18 protein-coding genes, 1 tRNA gene and 1 pseudogene are annotated in these 17842 nt (G+C 66.8%); 8 read left to right on the forward strand and 12 right to left on the reverse strand.

All coding sequences use genetic code 11. From position 1 onward, the window contains the following. Positions 1 to 21: 21 nt before the first annotated feature. The 4 genes and pseudogenes from IBX22_RS13355 to IBX22_RS13370 all read right to left on the reverse strand — a co-directional run bounded on the left by IBX22_RS13355 (position 22) and on the right by IBX22_RS13370 (position 4359). Entirely contained in the window at positions 22 to 1788 is a 1767-nt protein-coding gene (locus IBX22_RS13355; protein WP_194815905.1) for an oleate hydratase, read from the reverse strand. A gap of 96 nt (positions 1789 to 1884) precedes the next feature. Next, complete coding sequence (locus tag IBX22_RS13360; protein WP_194815906.1) at positions 1885 to 2445, reverse strand: TetR/AcrR family transcriptional regulator; 561 nt, start codon at positions 2443 to 2445, stop codon at positions 1885 to 1887. A gap of 6 nt (positions 2446 to 2451) precedes the next feature. Further along, on the reverse strand, positions 2452 to 3558 hold the full coding sequence (locus tag IBX22_RS13365; protein WP_194815907.1) for an agmatine/peptidylarginine deiminase: 1107 nt from the start codon (positions 3556 to 3558) through the stop codon (positions 2452 to 2454). A 119-nt stretch (positions 3559 to 3677) separates the two neighbouring features. Continuing rightward, a pseudogene (locus tag IBX22_RS13370) lies at positions 3678 to 4359 on the reverse strand (DNA alkylation repair protein). A gap of 138 nt (positions 4360 to 4497) precedes the next feature. Between IBX22_RS13370 and IBX22_RS13375 the strand changes: the two are divergent. Next, positions 4498 to 4935: an ATP-binding protein gene (locus IBX22_RS13375; protein WP_194815908.1), complete on the forward strand. Its 438-nt coding sequence runs from the start codon at positions 4498 to 4500 to the stop codon at positions 4933 to 4935. Between the two features lie 9 nt (positions 4936 to 4944). Here the strand turns inward: IBX22_RS13375 and IBX22_RS13380 are convergent, their stop codons facing one another. Further along, positions 4945 to 5313, reverse strand: a complete 369-nt coding sequence (locus IBX22_RS13380; RefSeq protein ID WP_194815909.1) for an STAS domain-containing protein — start codon at positions 5311 to 5313, stop codon at positions 4945 to 4947. 98 nt (positions 5314 to 5411) lie between these two features. Here IBX22_RS13380 and IBX22_RS13385 point away from each other — a divergent pair, with 98 nt between their 5' ends. After that, complete coding sequence (locus tag IBX22_RS13385) at positions 5412 to 6314, forward strand: alpha/beta fold hydrolase (RefSeq protein ID WP_194815910.1); 903 nt, start codon at positions 5412 to 5414, stop codon at positions 6312 to 6314. On the opposite strand, the gene IBX22_RS13390 is transcribed toward IBX22_RS13385, so the two are convergent. Next, entirely contained in the window at positions 6280 to 8238 is a 1959-nt protein-coding gene (locus IBX22_RS13390) for a BTAD domain-containing putative transcriptional regulator (protein WP_194815911.1), read from the reverse strand. The two genes, IBX22_RS13385 and IBX22_RS13390, sit on opposite strands and share 35 nt — an antisense overlap. 472 nt (positions 8239 to 8710) lie before the next feature. On the opposite strand from IBX22_RS13390, the gene IBX22_RS13395 reads away from it, so the two are divergent. After that, on the forward strand, positions 8711 to 9070 hold the full coding sequence (locus tag IBX22_RS13395) for a helix-turn-helix domain-containing protein (protein ID WP_309234599.1): 360 nt from the start codon (positions 8711 to 8713) through the stop codon (positions 9068 to 9070). An 81-nt stretch (positions 9071 to 9151) separates the two neighbouring features. Continuing rightward, a complete protein-coding gene (locus IBX22_RS13400) occupies positions 9152 to 10141 on the forward strand; it encodes a YdcF family protein (protein WP_194815912.1) in 990 nt (329 codons plus the stop codon). An 88-nt stretch (positions 10142 to 10229) separates the two neighbouring features. On the opposite strand, the gene IBX22_RS13405 is transcribed toward IBX22_RS13400, so the two are convergent. The 5 genes from IBX22_RS13405 to IBX22_RS13425 all read right to left on the reverse strand — a co-directional run bounded on the left by IBX22_RS13405 (position 10230) and on the right by IBX22_RS13425 (position 14753). Beyond that, positions 10230 to 10302 (reverse strand) — tRNA-Ala (locus tag IBX22_RS13405). An 83-nt stretch (positions 10303 to 10385) separates the two neighbouring features. Further along, entirely contained in the window at positions 10386 to 11495 is a 1110-nt protein-coding gene (glpR, locus tag IBX22_RS13410; protein ID WP_194815913.1) for a gephyrin-like molybdotransferase receptor GlpR, read from the reverse strand. A 214-nt stretch (positions 11496 to 11709) separates the two neighbouring features. After that, the gene (locus IBX22_RS13415; protein WP_194815914.1) at positions 11710 to 12360 is read right to left on the reverse strand and encodes a GNAT family N-acetyltransferase; all 651 of its coding nucleotides are present in this window, start codon (positions 12358 to 12360) and stop codon (positions 11710 to 11712) included. Between the two features lie 24 nt (positions 12361 to 12384). Continuing rightward, on the reverse strand, positions 12385 to 13644 hold the full coding sequence (gene glp, locus IBX22_RS13420) for a gephyrin-like molybdotransferase Glp (RefSeq protein WP_194815915.1): 1260 nt from the start codon (positions 13642 to 13644) through the stop codon (positions 12385 to 12387). 158 nt (positions 13645 to 13802) lie between these two features. Next, positions 13803 to 14753, reverse strand: coding sequence for a UTP--glucose-1-phosphate uridylyltransferase (locus IBX22_RS13425; protein WP_194815916.1), 951 nt, complete (start codon positions 14751 to 14753; stop codon positions 13803 to 13805). Positions 14754 to 14837: 84 nt separating this feature from the next. Here IBX22_RS13425 and IBX22_RS13430 point away from each other — a divergent pair, with 84 nt between their 5' ends. The 4 genes from IBX22_RS13430 to mscL all read left to right on the forward strand — a co-directional run bounded on the left by IBX22_RS13430 (position 14838) and on the right by mscL (position 17058). Continuing rightward, positions 14838 to 15425: a 5-formyltetrahydrofolate cyclo-ligase gene (locus IBX22_RS13430; RefSeq protein ID WP_228538807.1), complete on the forward strand. Its 588-nt coding sequence runs from the start codon at positions 14838 to 14840 to the stop codon at positions 15423 to 15425. A gap of 69 nt (positions 15426 to 15494) precedes the next feature. Beyond that, entirely contained in the window at positions 15495 to 15815 is a 321-nt protein-coding gene (locus tag IBX22_RS13435) for an FmdB family zinc ribbon protein (protein WP_194815918.1), read from the forward strand. An 80-nt stretch (positions 15816 to 15895) separates the two neighbouring features. Then, positions 15896 to 16552: an SAF domain-containing protein gene (locus tag IBX22_RS13440; RefSeq protein ID WP_194815919.1), complete on the forward strand. Its 657-nt coding sequence runs from the start codon at positions 15896 to 15898 to the stop codon at positions 16550 to 16552. Between the two features lie 68 nt (positions 16553 to 16620). Continuing rightward, the gene (gene mscL / locus IBX22_RS13445; protein ID WP_194815920.1) at positions 16621 to 17058 is read left to right on the forward strand and encodes a large conductance mechanosensitive channel protein MscL; all 438 of its coding nucleotides are present in this window, start codon (positions 16621 to 16623) and stop codon (positions 17056 to 17058) included. A gap of 81 nt (positions 17059 to 17139) precedes the next feature. Here mscL and IBX22_RS13450 read toward each other — a convergent pair whose 3' ends face one another. Continuing rightward, a complete protein-coding gene (locus IBX22_RS13450; RefSeq protein ID WP_194815921.1) occupies positions 17140 to 17820 on the reverse strand; it encodes an MspA family porin in 681 nt (226 codons plus the stop codon). Between the last annotated feature and the right edge of the window lie 22 nt (positions 17821 to 17842).

Raw genomic sequence — 17842 nt, forward strand, 5'->3', positions numbered from 1 at the left:
GCGGACCCGATTCGGGAGAAGTTATTCGTCTGCGATCAGGTCGTACTCCTTCAGCATTTCGCCGATTTCCGTGGAGTCGAGCTTCGCGAGCAGCTTCTTGCGCACCAGCGCCGGTCCGGGCAGGTGAACTTCCTTTCCGTCGCGCAGTTTGCTGGTCGCCGCCAGCAGTTTCCGGACGTCATAGGTCGAGTTGAAGACCTCGGGGACGCCGCGTTCGATGCCGAGGAGTTGGTAGGCCGCCTCCATGCCGGTGCGGACGGAGTATTCGGTGGTGAAAATACAGTCGCGGGTGGTTTCGGAGAACTGGCCGATGAAGGCGAAGTTCGTCGCACCCTCCGGCACCACGTCGGGCCGGTCACCTGCCTGGCGGGGCATGAAGAACGCGGTCACGTACGGCATCATGCACGGCACGCATTTGGCCGCGTCCGCGGCGAGCTCCGCAATGTCTTCGACCGGAACTCCCAGGTGGTACAGCCATTCCTGGGTGATTTCCTCGCCCGTGCACTCCTGCATGGTCTTCTTCACGTAGTCGCCGGGAACGTCGACGAACAGCGAATAGACCCACACCACGATCTGGTCCTTGGGCTGCTGCTTGAAATGTGGCTGCCGGTTGACGGTCCAGCTCATCAGCCATTTGGAGTCCCGCACGGTGACGATGCCACCGGTGACGACCTTGCCGCTGAACGGATCTCGCTTGCAGATCTTCTGGATGTAGCGCGGAATGCGTTCGTCGAGGGTGGTGACGGTCGCCGACTCCCACTTGGTTTTGGAGATATCGCCCGCGAAAACGTCCGGATGCCCGAAAGCCTTGTCCTTGGGGGCGATTCGCCGCCATAGGTCCCAGGCGGGCGCGGGACCTTCATCCAGCTTCGCCGGGGTGTGATGGTCGCCCTCGTCGGAATTCTCGGTCAGCGAGCCGATGGTCATGAACAGCAGGTCGTCCGGGCCCAGATCGACGCCGCCCTCGACGCCTTCGGAGACCCAGTGCAGCCGCGTGGCCTGCTTCTTATCGGAGCCGAGGTCGAAGTCGACGTCGGTCACCGTCGTATCGAATTTGAAGGTAACGCCCTCGTCGAGCAGCCACCGATACAACGGCAGCACCAGCGACTCGTACTGGTTGTATTTGGTGAACTTCAGCGCCGAGAAGTCCGGCAGGCCGCCGATGTGATGGATGAAGCGATGCAGGTACAGCTTCATCTCCAGCGCGCTGTGCCATTCCTCGAAGGCGAACATGGTGCGCCAATACATCCAGAAGTTGCTCTCCAGGAACTCTTTCGAGAACACCTCGTCGATCCGCTTGTTCTCCATCTCCTCCCGGGTAGCGAGGAAGACCTTGACCACGTCCTTCTGCCCGCGATCGCCGAGCGTGAACAGCCCATCGGTGTGCGCGTCCTCGCCCTGCTTCACGGTGGCGCGCTGCAGCGAGGAGTTGGGGTCGTCCTTGTTCAGCCAATAGAACTCGTCGAGCACACTCGCGTCCTCGATCTCCATCGACGGAATCGAGCGGAACAGATCCCACAGGCATTCGAAATGGTTCTCCATCTCGCGCCCACCCCGGATCACGAACCCCTTCTCCGGCTCCTTGATCCCATCGAGCGCCCCACCCGGCAGCTTCAGCTCTTCGAAGATCGTGATCTTCTCCCCGGCCATCCGCCCGTCCCGGATGAGGAACGCCGCCCCCGACATCGACGCCAGCCCCGCCCCGACAAACCACGCCGTCTTGTCCGCAACCCCCTCGGGTTTCCGCGGTCGCGCAAAAGCTTCATAATTCCCGCTGCTGTAGTACATATGACTCCTCTTCCGAAACAGTCGAAGTACTGGCCAGGCCGAGCTCCCTTACCCACCTTGCCGCAGAAGCAGTAATTAGCCAAGGAATAACTGAAGTTAGCCGAGCTCCAGCTCGACGGCACCGATGAGGAGCTGGCGGGCGCGGTCGAGGTTCAGAGATCCGCTGTGCCAGCGTTCGCTGAGGCCTTCGACGAGAGTGGTGAGGCGTTCCGCTCCGGCCGCCGGATCACGGTCAGAAGCACAGGCGCCGCCAGCCTGGGCCGCGCGGATGAGGGTTTCGATGTCGGCGTTCCAGGAGTCGGTAGTGGTTCGGAGGGGTGTGCGCAGGTCCGGGTTGAAGACGGCGCTGGCGCGGAGTTCGCCCCAGGCGATGCTGGTTTCGCGGACGTGCTCGCCGTTCTGGAGTTCGAGCAACAGCATGGCTTCGAGGCGGGCGCGCGGGTCGCTGCCGGCGGGCTCGGTGTAGTTCTGGGCACGATGGTTGATGTGCTCGAGCGCGGCATAGAGGACGCCGGAGCGGTCCTTGAAGTGGTAATAGATCAACGCCGTGGACACGCCCGCGGCGGCGGCGAGTTTTTCGACGCGCAGCCCGCGCACGCCGTCCTGGGCGATGACGCGGACCGCGGCTTCGAGGATCTGGGTTCGACGCTCTGACACGATTCCTCACAGTAGGGGGCAGGCGGCCGGTTCCTGTTGCGTGGCGCAGTGGATACCGCCGCCACCGGCGGCGATCCCGTCGATATTCAGCTGCACGATCTCGCGGTCGGGGAACAGCCGCTCCAGGGTGGCGCGGGTGGCCGGATCGGTGCGGGGATCGCCGAATTCGGGGGCGATGACGGCGCCGTTGCAGACGTAGAAGTTGATGTAGCCGGCGGCGAAGTCCTCGGCGGTCGAGCGCACCGTCGACGGTCCCTCCAGCACTTCGACGCGCAGTGGACGACCGTGCACGTCGGTGGCCTGATGCAGGATGTCCAGGTGGCGGCGGGTGACCTCGTAGTCGAAGGAATCCGGATCGTTGTCCAATGCGGCGACTACCACACCCGGGCCGGTGAAACGCGCGTAGAAGTCGGTGTGCCCGTCGGTGATCTCCGCCCCCGCGATACCCGGCAGCCAGATCACCTTCTGGATGCCGAGCAGGTAGGCCAGCTCTTCCTCGACATCGCGCTTCTTCCAGCCCTGATTGCGATTGCTGTTGAGCACGCAGCTCTCGGTAATGATCGCGGTGCCCGCGCCGTCGACCTCGATGCCGCCGCCCTCGAGCACGAGGTCGGTGGTCAGGCGTTCGACCCCCGCGCGTTCGGTGACGACCCGGGCCACCTCGGCGTCGTGGCGATGTTCTTGCTTGTCACCCCAGCCGTTGAAGTTGAGGTCGACCCCGGCCCGGCCGCTGTCACCTTGCATGAACAGCGGCCCGGTGTCCCGAATCCACAGGTCGTCGATCTCCGCGGGCACCAGCTCGATGTTCGCGCCGCCCATCAGCCCCAGTGCCAGATTCATCTCGGCGGGTCGCACCAGTATGGACACCGGTTCGAACCGGGCGATCGTCGTGGCGATGGCGGCCAGATCACGCTGCACAACGGGGACCAGCTCCGCACCCCAAAAGCGTTCGCTCGCACCGAAAGCCATCCAGGTCCGCGTGTGCGGCTGCCCCTCCTCGGGCATCATCCACTTTCTCCCGTCGCCGTCCGGTCCGGCCTCGTCGCCGCAACCGCCCACCAGAAGACTGCCCATCGCAGCCATCGACGTCTGTACGAACGTGCGCCGCCGCATGTTGACTCTCCTTTAGTTGGCAATCACCAGGCTAACTCCTGACTAAAATTTCAGTCAAGGCGATAGTGAGACGTGTCATTGCCGCAAATGGCCATTTCAGGGCTTCTGCAAGCGGTCCGTCAGCTCTGGCGGCGCACCATCTCGGTGATCCAGGCAGGCGCGAACGGAGACGTGCAATTCGGCGGCGTCGGGTAGTCCTTCAGCACCTCCAGACGATCGCCGATCTCCAGGGCGCGGCCGCGATATTCGGGGTGCTCGATCCCGATCTGCGCCAGGCAGTGGTTCATCGCCCACTGCAGCCGATCCGGAGCGTCCTTCATCTGCGACTCGATGACATCGAGCAGCCCGGCGAGGTCGAGACCGTCGGGCCGCTTCGCCACGCGTTCGGTGGTCAGCGCCCACCCGGCACTCGCGACCACGGGATCCGGATCGGCGAACCACGCCGAGCGCAGCTCTTCGGCGTGCGGGCTCTTCTTCACCACGTAATTCACGAGCCAGTCGTGCACCTTGGGTGTCCCCGCCGCGCAGCATCGCGTCCAGCTCGTCCCGTTCGAACGCCTTCGGGCGGCAGATCAGGGTGGCCAGCAGTTTCGCCGTGGTATCCCCCGTTGCCCACAGCTCGCGCGCGAGTTCCTGCTGCGTCTTCAGCCGCTTCGCCACCGCCCGCAGCTTGCTGAGATTCACGCCGTGGTCGTCACCGTGCTTCTCGTTGATCGCGCGGATCTTCGGATCCTCGAGCGCGGCCAGCTCGACCAGCACCTCGGCCACCGCCGTCTCGGCCACCGCGGGCCTCCCGTTCATCGCATACGAGCCTTCAGCCTATGCTGGCCGCACCACGTACCGGCCGCTGACCGGCCAGAGTTTCTACGCCACCATCATGGGTAGCCGGGCATTATCTCGGGCGCTATCTTTGGCCTGCGGCGAGTGGAGGTTGACGCAATGAGCAGACCCCTGTGGGCACTGCCGGGTGGCGAAGAGCAGGGGCCAGAGTTCGATCTGGAGACCACTGCTCCGTGGCAGATCCGAGATGCTGTCCGAACGCTGCTCGCTCCCGGCACCGGCGTGCTGGTGGAGGACGCGGTATTGGTGGTCGACGAGATGGTTGCCAACGCGCTCGAGCACGGCAGCTCGCCGTGGCGTTGCCGGTTCGCCGTGCGGACGGAGCCGGCTCGGTTTCGGGTCGAGGTCGACGACAGTGGAACCGGCGAGCCGCACCTGCGCACTCCGGACCTGAACGGTGGGCGTGGGGTGCTCGTCATCAACCGCCTGGCCAGCTCCTGGGGCGTCGTCCACTACGGACGATTCAAGACGGTGTGGGCCGAGCTCCCGCTCGACCGACCGCAGGTTCCGCCGATATCCGCCGCCCCAGCGCCCTGAAGGACGAGGTCAGCCGGCCAAGGCGTCTTCGACGCTGTGGTACAGAGCCAGGACTTCTTCGAGACCGGTGAGCTCGAGCGGGCGAATGACCGGGCGGTTGGAGTCGACGACGACGCGCAGTGGCTCCCTACGATTTTCGGCCTCGCGACTGGTCGCGGCGAGAGTCTGCAAGCCCGCGCCGCCGAGATAGTCGACTTCGGTCAGATCCAGGACGCAGAACGCGGCCTGGGTGCGATCCAGCCCCTCGCGCACCGCCACCGCCAGCAGCGCCGCCGTATCGCCGTCCACCTCACCGTGTATCGCGACTACGGCAGCGGCACCGATCATCCGATGCTCAACCCGAAAGGCCGGTTCGGCCGACTCCCGCTGCTCGCTCACCCGCGCACTATATCGAGCGGTCGGAGCCCGATGCTCAGTCGATGCTGATCGGCGGCAGGCAGCCTGATGCTCCTGCCGATCAACTGAAGGACTGCCCGATGACTCTCACGATTCCCGGATTCGACTACCAACGCGTCACCGTCGCCGACGGCGTCTCGCTCAACGTCGCCGTCGGAGGCAGCGGTGCCCCGATCGTGCTGCTCCACGGGTTTCCGCAAACACATCTCTGCTGGCGGCAGGTGGCCGCCGACCTGGCCGCCGATCACACTGTGATCTGCCCGGATCTGCGCGGCTACGGCGACAGCGACAAGCCGGACGATGTCGACGACAGTGTCTATTCGAAGCGAACCATGGCGGCCGACATCGTCGCGCTCGGCCGCGCCCTCGGGTTCGAGCGCTTCGCGCTGGCCGGTCACGATCGTGGTGCGCTGGTCGCCATCCGCGCCGGTCTGGATCATCCCGAAGTCATCACCCACCTGGCCTCTCTCGATGTCCTGCCGACGCTCGACATGTGGGAGGTGATGCAGGGACGTTCCGCGGCAGTCGGTTTCCACCTCTACCTGATGGCCCAGGCCGCCGGGTTGCCCGAGCAGCTCATCGCGGGTGCTCCCGATGTCTTCTTCGGTCACTTCCTCGACGCGTGGACCCAGGATCCGGAGGCGATCCCCGCCGACATCCGCGCCGCCTACCTCGCTGCTTCCCGGGCGGCGATTCCCTCGATCGTCGCCGACTATCGAGCCTCGGCGACCATCGACGTAGAACACGACGAAACCGATAGGAGCACAGGCAATCGGCTGCGGATGCCGGTCTCGGTCCTGCAGCAGGATTGGGGCGCCGCGCTGGGTTTCGATGCGGCCGGGATCTGGCGCGGTTGGGCCGAGAATCTGACACACGCCACCGTCCCGTGGGGCCATTTCATGGCGGAGGAAGCTCCCGCCGACGTCGCGAAAGCACTGCGGGAACTGCTCACCCGTCGGGTTGTTCGTCCAGGACAGCAGTGAGTTCGCCGAGGATCTCCGAGACCGGGCCCACGGTCAGCAGACCGGAACCGGAGCCCGCTATTTCCGTTGCCGCAGTGGATAATTCGGTTCGAGCACGGATCATCATCTTGCGGTCGCCGAGCGTGATCGCCGCGCGCGCGGCCAGACACCACAGCGCCTCGAGCAGGAGATCTGGTGGCGGGTCCGGGATTCGGCGCAGGGCCGCCGCAGCGGCGTCGGGGCTGTTGTCCGCCAGCAGCAGGTGCGGGCGCGCCCAGGGCTCGTAAGGTCCGAAGTCGGTGTCGGCGGCGAATATCGACGGCCGGCCACGTGACACCCGCAGACACAGCAACGCCAAGGGCAGGATGCCGTGCTCGAGTCCGGGCATGCCACTGCCTGCGAGGAGCTTCGCGGCCTGGCGATAGCCGGCCTCGGCGTCGGCGTCCGAAGCGCCGGTCGCCGCGGCCCGCATCGCCCGGTACCACGTGGTGAACACCGTCACCAGCGGCGACTCGTGGCGCTCGGCCAATATTTCTACCGCGGCGGCGTGCACGTCCGCGCCGTCGAAGTCCCCGAGTCCACCGCGCGCCTGCATCCGAACCAAGTGTCCGAGGATCTCGAAGGTCGCCAATCCATGCCGCGCCGACACCGCGATCAGTTCCTGCCCGATCGCGTCGCGCTGCGCGGCCAGCCCCGCACGGTGAAAGGTGTGCATGAATTTCCCGCTCAGCGCGGAGGCGAGTAGAGCGGGATCGTCGATCCGGCGGGCGATCTCCTCGGCCGCGCGCGCAGCCTGCTGCCCACGGGGCGAGCGCGTGCCGCGCGACTCCAACGCGATTGCCACCAACAGTCTGGCCCGCGTGGTCTCGGGCGCCTCGGTAGGAAGTCGCGCCAGCGTGCGTTCGGCTGCGGCGACGACCTGCGCGGACTGCTCCGGATCGTCGGAACGGGTCCAGATGCCGGGAACGTCGTAGTTCCCGATCACCCGGGCAGTGAGCTCCGGGTCGTCCAATTGTTCGGCGGCGGTGATGGTTCCGAGCCGTTGTCGCCGGGCGGCCTCGAGCCCGCCGCTGATCGCCAGGCTCCGCAGCAGTCCGACGGTCGACTCGAGCCGTGTCTTCGATCCGGCTGCGACGGTGCGGTCGTAGGCGGCGGCCGCCTGTTCCCAGACTCGTCCCGCCGTCTCGGCGCCGAGATGATCCGCGCGGCGGAGTATGTCGGTTTCCAGCGCACTCAGCTCGGCGCTGGGGTCGATGCCCAGTTCCTCGGCGAGCAACTCGCGCGCGCGGCGCAGCGCGGCCAGCGAATCACCTTGCCGGCCGGAGCGATAGAGCGCCAGCGCGAGCAGCCGCCACGCTTCTTCCCGCCACGGATGGTCGGCCACGTGCGCGTCGAGGTCCGGTACCGCGTCCGCGGCCAGCCCGAGGTCGAGACGCGCCTGCGCCAAGCGTTCCACGGCGGAGAGCCGCAGCTCTTCGAGGCGTGCTCGCTCGGCCCGGGCCCACGGTTCTTCGGCGAATTCCGCATAGGCCGGGCCGCGCCACCACCGCAGCGACTCCGCGAGCGAGTCGAGCGCTTGCCTCGGCGCGGCCGTCGCGGACTGTGCGACCGCTTGCTCGAACCGCCACGCGTCGACCGAATCAGGATCGGCGCGCAGCGCGTATCCCGGCCCTTCCGTGACGAGCAGTCGCGCGGTCGACCGTGCTGTGCGCTGCGGCTCCAGCGCACGGCGCAATGCCGAAACAAAAGTCTGCACAGCACCTTTGGCTCCCGTGGGCGGATCGATCCACAGGTCCTCGACAATCAGGTTCACCGGAACGACCCGGCCACGGGCGACCAGCAGCCGAGCCAGCACCGCTCGGTGTCGCGGGCCTTTGAGGTCCAGGGGAACTCCGGCCTCGTCCCAAGCGATCACCGGTCCGAGCACACCGAACCGCGGCATCATCACCTCAATTTCGACTTCAGGGAGCCCCGATCCTACGATCCGGCAGACCGTGGAGTGGTGAGTGAAGTGTCCATCCCTCGGGAGAAAAAATCTGTCGTGGCGGGAGTAGACATTCTGCGGAGACGGGTATACAGTCACTCTCGTTCGTATGGAGAAGGTCCAAGTGGCCGGGCAGGTGAACTGCCCGGAACAGGAAGTTAGACCGTCCCCTCCGGCGGAGAAGAGAATCCGGTGCAGTCGGCCGGACCGCTGGAGGGGGCGAAGAAAGCAAGTGCAGTAGCAAGCAACACCCAGCAAGAGCAAGAAGATAGGTCCGACGATCCAGGAGGTGGTGGTCACTGAGTAGTCACCTACCAGTTACGCGTCCCGGAAAGTGTCGGGAACGGAAATGAAGTCAATCCCCCTCTTTTAGATTCCAGGCCCCGGCGCACCAGCGCCGGGGCCTGCCGACGTTGACTCACCGAGAGGTCCTGTGCAGCAACCGAACACACCAGTCGATGGCGCGAGTGCCGGCGACAGACTCGACGACGACAACTACGCCGCCTACAGCATGGGCCGCGCCGCGGAAATACTCGGCGTCACCCAATCGTTCCTGCGGGGCCTCGACGCCGCCGAACTGCTGACCCCGCAACGCTCCTCCGGCGGGCACCGCCGCTACTCCCGCTACCAACTACGCATCGCCGGGCGCGTCCGCGAACTCGTCGACAACGGCAACACCCTCGAGGCGGCCTGCCGCATCGTCATTCTCGAAGACCAGCTCGCCGAAGCCCAGCGCATCAACGCGAACCTCCAGCACGCCCTCGACGATCGCCCACCCGCACATCCACGCTGACACCTCGCCGTCGACCACGCGCCGCAGGGTTCGGTGAACCCCTTGTGCGGGTGCGCATCTGCCACGGTCTACGGTGTGCGGGTGATTCTGCTCACGATCGGGCCGGTGTTGCTGGGCGTGTTCGCACTGCGGTTTTATCTCGACCGGCGAAGAATCAGCAATGCCATCTACCTATTCGCGGGCCTGGCTGTCACCGGAGCCGGGTTGATCGGGTCCGGCGGCGTGATGGACCGCAGCTTGACGCTGACCCGCGCACTGATCGTCGCGTCCACCTTGGTGGTACTGGCATTGGCCGGGGTGCTGCTCGCCAACTCCGTCCAGATGGCACGGCGCGAGGGAATGCGCCTGGCGAATCTGCTGACGATCGGCCCCGGAGTCGTACTGCTGATCCCCTACCTGGTGCTCGGCGTCGCGATCGCCACGGACAGCTTGTGGCCGGTCCTCCTCGTGATGCTCTTCGTGGTGGGGGGCTACTTCGGGTTCGTCTTCGCCTGCTTCGTGCTGTACTCACTGCTCTACGGCCGCCTGCCCTACCAGCCGGGCATGGACGCGATCGTCGTCCACGGCTCCGGCCTGTCCGGCGCACGTGTGCCGCCCTTACTGGCGGCCCGGCTGGACCGGGCGATCCAGATCTACGGCGAAGAGGTCGCCCAGGGCCGGAAACCGGTGATCATCGCCAGCGGCGGCAAGGGTTCGGACGAAGCCGTATCGGAAGCCTCGGCGATGGCGGACTACCTCATCGCCCGCGGCGTCCCCACCGAAAGTGTCGGCCTCGAACAACAATCGACCACCACCCGCGAGAACCTGCTCTTCATCAAACGACTGCTGGGCGAGCGCGGCACGAATATCCGAATGGTCCTGGTAACCAGCAATTTCCATATCCTGCGCACCGCGATCCTGGCCCGCCGCCTGAAATTGGACGCGGAAGTCACCGGCGCCCGCACCGCCTTCTACTACCTGCCGAGCGCGGTACTGCGCGAATTCGTCGCGATCCTCGTCGCCTACCGCTGGACGAACATCGTCGCCTTCGTGGTCGTCGTAGTGGCGTTGCCGCTATTGCTGCGACGGTAATCGACCAAACCAGCGAAACTGCCGATCCCCTGAAACGGGAAATGTCCCCTCCTCGAACCCGGTACGGATTCGAGTAGGGGACATCTTGTGGAGCTAAGGGGAATCGAACCCCTGACCTTCTCGATGCGAACGAGACGCGCTACCAACTGCGCTATAGCCCCGTGCGGATCCCTGGGGAACCGCGCTGAGACACTGTATCAGGCATGCGCCCGGGATACCGAATCGCCTGTTTGAGCTGGGGAAACTATTCGCCGGCGGCGCGGCGGTAGTCACCGGCGCCGTGGCGTTCGCGCAGGGCGCGGGCGGTGGCCGGGTCGAAGGTTTCCAGGTGTTCGAACATGGGGTCTTCGTCGTCGGTTTCCAGGAGGGTGGAGCGACGGCGGAGGGCGCGCGCGGTTTCGCGGTCGATGGTGTGGCGGTGGGCGCGGGCCTCGGCTTGGCGGGTGTCTTCGACGGGGCCTTCGCCGCGCTGCTGGGCGCGGGTGAGGCGGGCGGCGCGGCGGCGGCGGATGTCCTCTTCGATGCGGACTTGCTTGCGTAGGTAGCCGAGGTAGGTGGCCAAGACGATGGCGCACAGGCCGCTGAGCCACCAGAAGAGGGCGGTGAAGACGATGCCCAGGGCACCGCAGGCGATGGCGCCGAGCAGGAGGCCGAGGACGGCACGCTGGCGGAAGGTGTAGCGGGCGGCGCGGGCGATGGCGTCGGCTTCCGGGTCGAAGCCGCCGCGGCCACGGCGGGAGGGGACGAAATCGGGGTCCGCGGCGTCGAATTCGTCGTACTCGGAGTCGAAGTCCTCGATACGGGCAGGCGGCATGGCGACCGTCTCCGGTTCGCTGCGCTCTCCCACGTCGTCATCATCGGCCGAATCGGCGCTGTCCGCAGCGGATCCGGCGGTTACGGTGTCCGCACCGTCGAATTCGGCGTCCTCGTCGACGTATTCGGCCTCCTCGATCTCCTCGGCCAGCTCGGCCTCGAGGGTCTCGTCGTCCGCCAGTTCGACCGGGGCACTGTCGGGTTCGCAGGCGGCGCTCGGGCCGGCCTCGAGTTCCGGTGTGGCACCGGTTAACTCGTCCTCAGGGTCGGTGACTTCCTCGGCCGGGTTCATCCGGTGCTCCGCATCATCGCTGGGGAAGAACTTTCTGTGCGCACGGCTCGGTCTGTAGTCGGGGTCGCTGTCGTGCCCGGCGGCGGGGCCGGACTTCATGCGCCGCTTGGAGCCGCCGCGGTGCAGGACTCTCGTCGCCAGTGCCGCGTCGGTGGTTTGCCGGATCCTGGGGTGCCGGTCGGCGAGTATCGGGAACAGCACGAAGACCCAGAGCACGACCAACCCGATCCACAGAATCGAATTCGGCATCTTCCCTTTTCACACCTCCGTCCCCACTGGTTCCGCTGGCGCAAAACGCACCACTGACGTCCGTAGGTTAATTCGGGGACGCATCAACATCTGGCAGGCGCGCCGTGCACATACGCCACATCTGTCACAAGAATGCCCGGATTCAAGCGTTTCTTCCGGTGGTTTGCGCATAGCGGGGATATCTTGTGCGGTTACCGAGGTAGTGAATCCGCTTTCAGGGCAGGATTACTCGGCCTTCGCGGACCAGTCGATCGATGACGGTGCCCATGACTTCCTCGATGGTGATGCCGACCAGCATGTGATCGCGCCAGGCCCCGTCGACGTCGAGATACTTGCGCAGCAAACCCTCTTCGCGGAACCCGACATTGCGCAGCACGGCCTGGCTGGCCAGGTTCTCCGGCCGCACCGTGGCTTCCACTCGGTGCAGGCCGACGGGCCCGAAGCAGTGGTCGAGCCCGAGTGCGAGCGCCGTGGTGGCCACCCCCTGGCCGCTCAGATCCTTGGCGACCCAGTACCCGATCCACGCCGAACGCAGCGCGCCGCGCACGATATTGCCGACCGTGAGCTGCCCGCTGAAGTGTCCGTCGACCTCGATCACCAACGGGATCATCGCGCCGCGCCGCGCCTCGGCCTTCAGGCTGGACCACAGCGACGGCCAGTTCGACGCGTGATTGCGCGCCTCCCAGGCGCCGCGTCCGGTCGGCTCCCACGGCTCCAGATGATCCCGATCGCGCAGCCGGATCCGGCTCCAGGCCGCCGCGTCACGCAACCGCACGGGCCGCAGCGTCACCTGACCGGCCGCGCACCGCACCGGGCCCAGCCGCGCGGGCCATCCCGGATGCTGCGTGACCCGGAAAACGTTCATCGACTCCATCAGCTCCCCGACAAATCAGCCGCGCTGTGCGAGAAACGCGACCCGGACCTCGTCACCGGTCCTGATTTCGGTGTCGTCCGGGTCGATCATGATCAGGCTGTTCGCCTCGGCCAGCGTGGCCAGCAGATGTGAGGACGAACCGGCCGCGCCGCCGAGCGGCTGCACGAGGTAATCGCCGGTGGTCTCGTCGCGCATCAGCTGCGCGCGCAGATACCCCTTGCGGCCCGCCATCGAGGAGATGGGCGTGATGGTCCGGGCCCGGATGATCCGGCGCATGGGATGCCGGCGCCCGAGCGCGATCCGGATCAGCGGCCGCACCATGACCTCGAAAACCACCAGCGCGCCAACCGGATTGGACGGTAGTAGGAAGGTCGGGACCTCGTCCCGGCCGAGCCTGCCGAAACCCTGTACGGAGCCGGGATGCATGGCGACGCGGGCGACTTCCAGCTCGCCCAGCCCTTCGAGCGCTTCCCGGACCTGCTCGGAGGCCCAGCCGCCGACCGCACCCGCGATCACCACGACCTCGGAACGCACCAGCTGACCTTCGACCACATCGCGCAGCTGCCGCGGGTCGGTGCTGACGATGCCGACCCGGTTCACGTCCGCGCCCGCGTCACGCGCGGCGGCGGCCAGCGCATAGGAATTCACGTCGTACACCTGGCCCGGGCCCGGCGTCCGATCGATATCGATGAGTTCGCCACCCACCGAGATGACCGACAGCCGCGGCCGCGGATGCACGAGCACCTTGTCCTGGCCGACCGCGGCGAGCAGACCCACCTGCGCCGGCCCGATGATGGTGCCCGCCCGCACCGCGACGTCACCGGGCTGCACGTCGTCGCCGATGCGGCGGACGTAATCACCGGAGCGCACGGTTTCGTAGACCTTGATCCGCGCCCGGCCGCCATCGGTGAAGTCCAGCGGCAGAACGGCATCCGCGAGGGTGGGCAGCGGCGCACCGGTGTCCACGCGCACGGTCTGGCGCGGCTGCAACCGGATCGGCTGCCGCGAACCCGCGACCACCTCGCCGACCACGGGCAACGTCAGGTCGACGAGTTCGTCGTCCTCGTTGCGAATATCGGTGCCCGCGGCCGCGACATCGACGCTGCGCACCGCGTAACCATCGATCGCCGCCTGGTCGAACCCGGGCAGCGGCCGTTCGGTGACCACGTCTTCGGCGCACAGCAGGCCCTGGGCCTCGGAGATCGCGACCCGGACCGGCCGGGGCGCGACCGCCGCCGCGGTCACCTTGATCTGCTGATCCTCAACCGAGCGCATCGAGCCCTTCCCTGATCTGGCGTCTCACTGAATCCCGCCGCGCACCAAGTGATGGTGTCACCGCAGCACGGTGAAAGCGGTTCGGCGCGCGGCTGGAACATTTTCAAAAACGGGTGAACTCTCATTCGTACCCGACCACGCGCCGACAGCGAAACCGATCAGTCGTAGGGCGTCAGCTGCGGATCCCACTCCGCACTCAGCCGGTGCTGCAACCACTCTCGCAAGGCCGGGCCGTATTCCTCACGTTCCAAAGCGAAATCGACCGCAGCACGAAGATAACCGCCCGGGTTGCCCAGATCGTGGCGCGACCCACGGTGCACCACAACGTGTACCGGATGTCCCTCTTCGATCAGCAGCGCGATGGCGTCGGTGAGTTGCAACTCACCACCCGCGCCGGGCTTGATGCGGCGCAGCGCGTCGAAGATGGCGCGGTCCAGCAGGTATCGGCCGGCCGCCGCGTAGGTGGACGGCGCGTCGGCCAGGGCGGGCTTCTCCACCATGCCGTTGACGCGCATCACATTCGGGTTCACCGCGTCCGGCACGGTCGCCACGTCGAAGACGCCGTAGGAACTGACCTGATCCTTGGGCACGTCGATGGCGCACAGCACGCTGCCGCCGCGTTTGCGCCGCACCCGGCTCATCACGTCGAGCACACCGACGGGCATCACCAAGTCGTCGGGCAGCAGCACCGCGATGGCGTCCTCGTCATCGTCGAGCACGCTCTCGGCCTGGGCGACCGCGTGCCCGAGACCCAGCGGTTCCTCCTGGATCACCGAGACCACGTCGAGCAGGCCCGGCGCCTTGCGCACCTTCTCCAGGAGCTTGAACTTGCCGCGCTCGGCCAGGGTGCTCTCCAGCACCAGGTCTTCGACGAAGTGTGCGACGACGCCGTCCTTGCCGGGCGAGGTCACGATCACCAGCCGGTCCGCGCCGGAATCGGCGGCCTCGACCGCGACCAGTTCGATGCCCGGGGTGTCCACCACCGGCAGCAACTCCTTGGGCACCGTCTTCGTCGCGGGCAGGAATCGTGTCCCGAGTCCGGCCGCGGGAACGACGGCCGTGCGGAAACACGACACCGCGCCGTCGGCGGAATGTCCGTTTGCTGTCATGGGCATACCCTATCCATCCATCACATGGCCCCAACGCCGTCTGCGGCGATGGGGCTAATTGCGGGTGAGCATATGGTGATCATCATGGAGATGCCCGGTGAGGCCGATAAACATGCATGGCGCTCCGAAATTCTCAGGCAAAGAAGTGCTCAGACCGCCACCGAGCATGCCGAAGAGGCTCGCCTACTGGCGAAAACCGCGGGCAAACTCGCAGTGAACGGGTGGGTATGCGCCTATGTGCCGGTGCGCGGCGAGCCGGGTTCGCGCGAGTTGCTCGATGCGTTGTGCGTGGGCGGGTCGCGTGTCCTCTTACCTGTGACGGGTCCGCCCGGGCCGCTGCAATGGGCCGAATACACCGGTCCGGACAGCTTGCAACCTGCGCGTTTCGGACTGCTGGAGCCGATCGGGGAACTGCTGGGCGCCGAGGCCGTCGGGCTGGCGGAGTTGATTCTGGTGCCCGCGCTCGCGGTGGACCTGCGCGGCGTGCGGCTCGGGCGGGGCGCCGGCTACTACGACCGGACCCTGGGCGCGGCCCGGCCCGGCGTCCGGCTGACCGCGGTCGTGCGCGACGCGGAGCTGGTCTCCAGGCTGCCCGAGGAACCACATGACCTGCGCATGGGCTGGGCGCTCACACCGCGGGGCGGGCTGCGGCAACTGGGTACCGTGGAATGAATGCAGGATTGGCGATGTTGGCACTGTCGCCTGTAGAGTGCCAGTTCGACGAGACCAGCGGAGGATCCTGTGCCAACTTATTCGTACGCGTGCACCCAGTGTGACAACCGCTTCGACATCGTTCAGTCCTTCAGCGACGACGCCCTGACCGTCTGCCCCGAGTGCTCGGGCAAGCTGCGCAAGCTGTTCAACTCGGTCGGCATCGTGTTCAAGGGCAGCGGCTTCTACCGCACCGACAGCCGTGGCGGCTCCGCCACCGCGAGCGAGCCCGCGAAGTCGGATGGCGCGAAGTCGGACAACGGGTCGAGCAAGCCTGCCGAATCGAGCGCTCCGTCGAGCAACGGCTCCGCCAGCAGCTCCTCTACCAGCACCGCAGCCGCAGCCAGCTGAGTTATCCACAGCCGGGAAGTTATCCACAGGCAGGTCTTTTCCCGGGCGTGGCGCGGTGTTCGCGGCCATAAGATCCGGCCATGAAATCGCGCACCGATCTCGGCCGAGAAAACCCGCTGCGCGCGGTTCTCGACAACCGCCCACCCTGGGCCGATCTGCTCCTGGTCCGCAGATTGCTCGCCGCCGCACTCACCGTGCTGGCGGCAGTGCTGTTTCTCCGCGGCGATCCGGATACGCACCCGGCGCAGGTGGTCGTCGCCGATCACGACCTACCGCCCGGCCGCCTGCTGGCAGCCGGTGACCTGCGCACCGCACCGCGCGAATCCGGTTCCCTCCCGTCCGGCGCGGTGCGTGACGCCGGAGAGCTCGTCGGCGCCACACTGACCGGCGCGATGCGGGCCGGTGAGGTCTTCACCGATCTGCGCATCGTCGGCCCGCGGCTGGCGGCCGTCGCGGCCGGCGCCCCGGACGCGCGCATCGTCCCGATCCGTCTCGCCGACAACGCTGTCGCGGAGATCCTGCGCGCCGGTGATCGCGTCGACGTGGTGGGCGCCGAGGACGGCAGCGACCGGCCCGCGCGCACGCTGGCCAGAGACGCCGCCGTGGTGCTGGTCTCGCGTCCGGCAGATCGGCGTGGGCAGCCGGAGCCGGTGGTCCTGGTCGCCATGGACGCCACCCATGCCACCGCCGTCGCGGCGGCCTCGCTGCGGACCGCGCTCACCGTCGTCTTCCACTGACCATTAGCATCGGCTACCAATCGCGGCTCCGCGCAGTCAGCTTTATCCGAACAGGAGAGATTTCGGCCATGCTCAAGGGATTCAAAGAGTTCATCTTCCGCGGGAACGTCCTCGATCTGGCCGTGGCCGTCGTGATCGGCACCGCGTTCACCGCGATCGTGAGCGCCTTCACCGACGGGATCGTCAAGCCGTTGCTCGCGGTCTTCGGCGGCACCAACGAACTCGGCTGGGGCTTCCAGATCGTGTCGGGCAAGCCCGCGACCTTCATCCAGCTGGGCACGATCGTGGGCGCGGTCATCGACTTCCTGCTGATCGCCGCGGTGCTGTACTTCATCCTGGTGACTCCGGCGAACCGGATCATGGCGCGCTTCGGCTCCAAGCAGGCGGCGGCCACCGAGATCGCACTGCTCACCGAGATCCGCGATCTGCTCGCCGAGCAGCGCAATGCGGAGGGCGACGCCGGAAAGGCCACCGGCAGCAGCACCACCACGATCCGCGAGGTGTAAACCGCAGCACGCCAAGCCAAAAGAGCAGGCCCGCCGCGAAAGCGACGGGCCTGCTCAGGTTTTCAGGTCTGGCGAACCAGATCAGCCGAGGCTGAAGGGGGCGCCCCACAGCGTCACGTACGACATGACGTTGTCGGTCTCGACCTTGACCTTCACGAAGGCACGAGCCTGCGCGTAACCGCCACAGCCGTTCAGGCCGATGGTGGAATCCGCCCAGCTCACCGAGCCGGTGAGGCCCTTGAACCGGTTGTTGCGCGAGTGCGACTCGTTGCCGAAGTCGTCGGCAACCTCACGGTCGAGGACGTAGAAGGTAGCGGACTGGCCGGGGCCGAGCGACAGCGCCGCGCCGCCGTTGGCGCTCGGGGTGCCCTTCGCGCCGCCTTCGCCGTCACTCTCGATATCGAGGCCGGCACCACCATCGACACCGACACCGCCGATGTTGACCTGGCAGCCCACCAGGTAGCCGGGGTAGATCCGGCCGCCGGCCGAGGCGCCGCCACCGGACAGCTCGACCGAGGCGGTGCCCGAGGCCCACGCGTTGCGGTGGACCGGGGTCGCGCCCATGGACGGGTTGATGTTGGCGGACTCACCGTGCAGGTTGACGGTCACCACGGTGCCGTCGGACAGGGTCTTGGTCAGGGAGCCACCGGGCAGCGGGATGAAGGTATCCGCGTTGGCCGCACCGGTGGAGAACAGGCCCATGGCGACAGCCGCGGCGGCACCCGCGCCGGCAACCTTCACCAGGCTCTTACGGTTGATCATGTTAATCCCTCAGGGGTTGGAA

The sequence above is a fragment of the Nocardia sp. XZ_19_385 genome (assembly GCF_015355755.1).
Lineage (GTDB): Bacteria > Actinomycetota > Actinomycetes > Mycobacteriales > Mycobacteriaceae > Nocardia.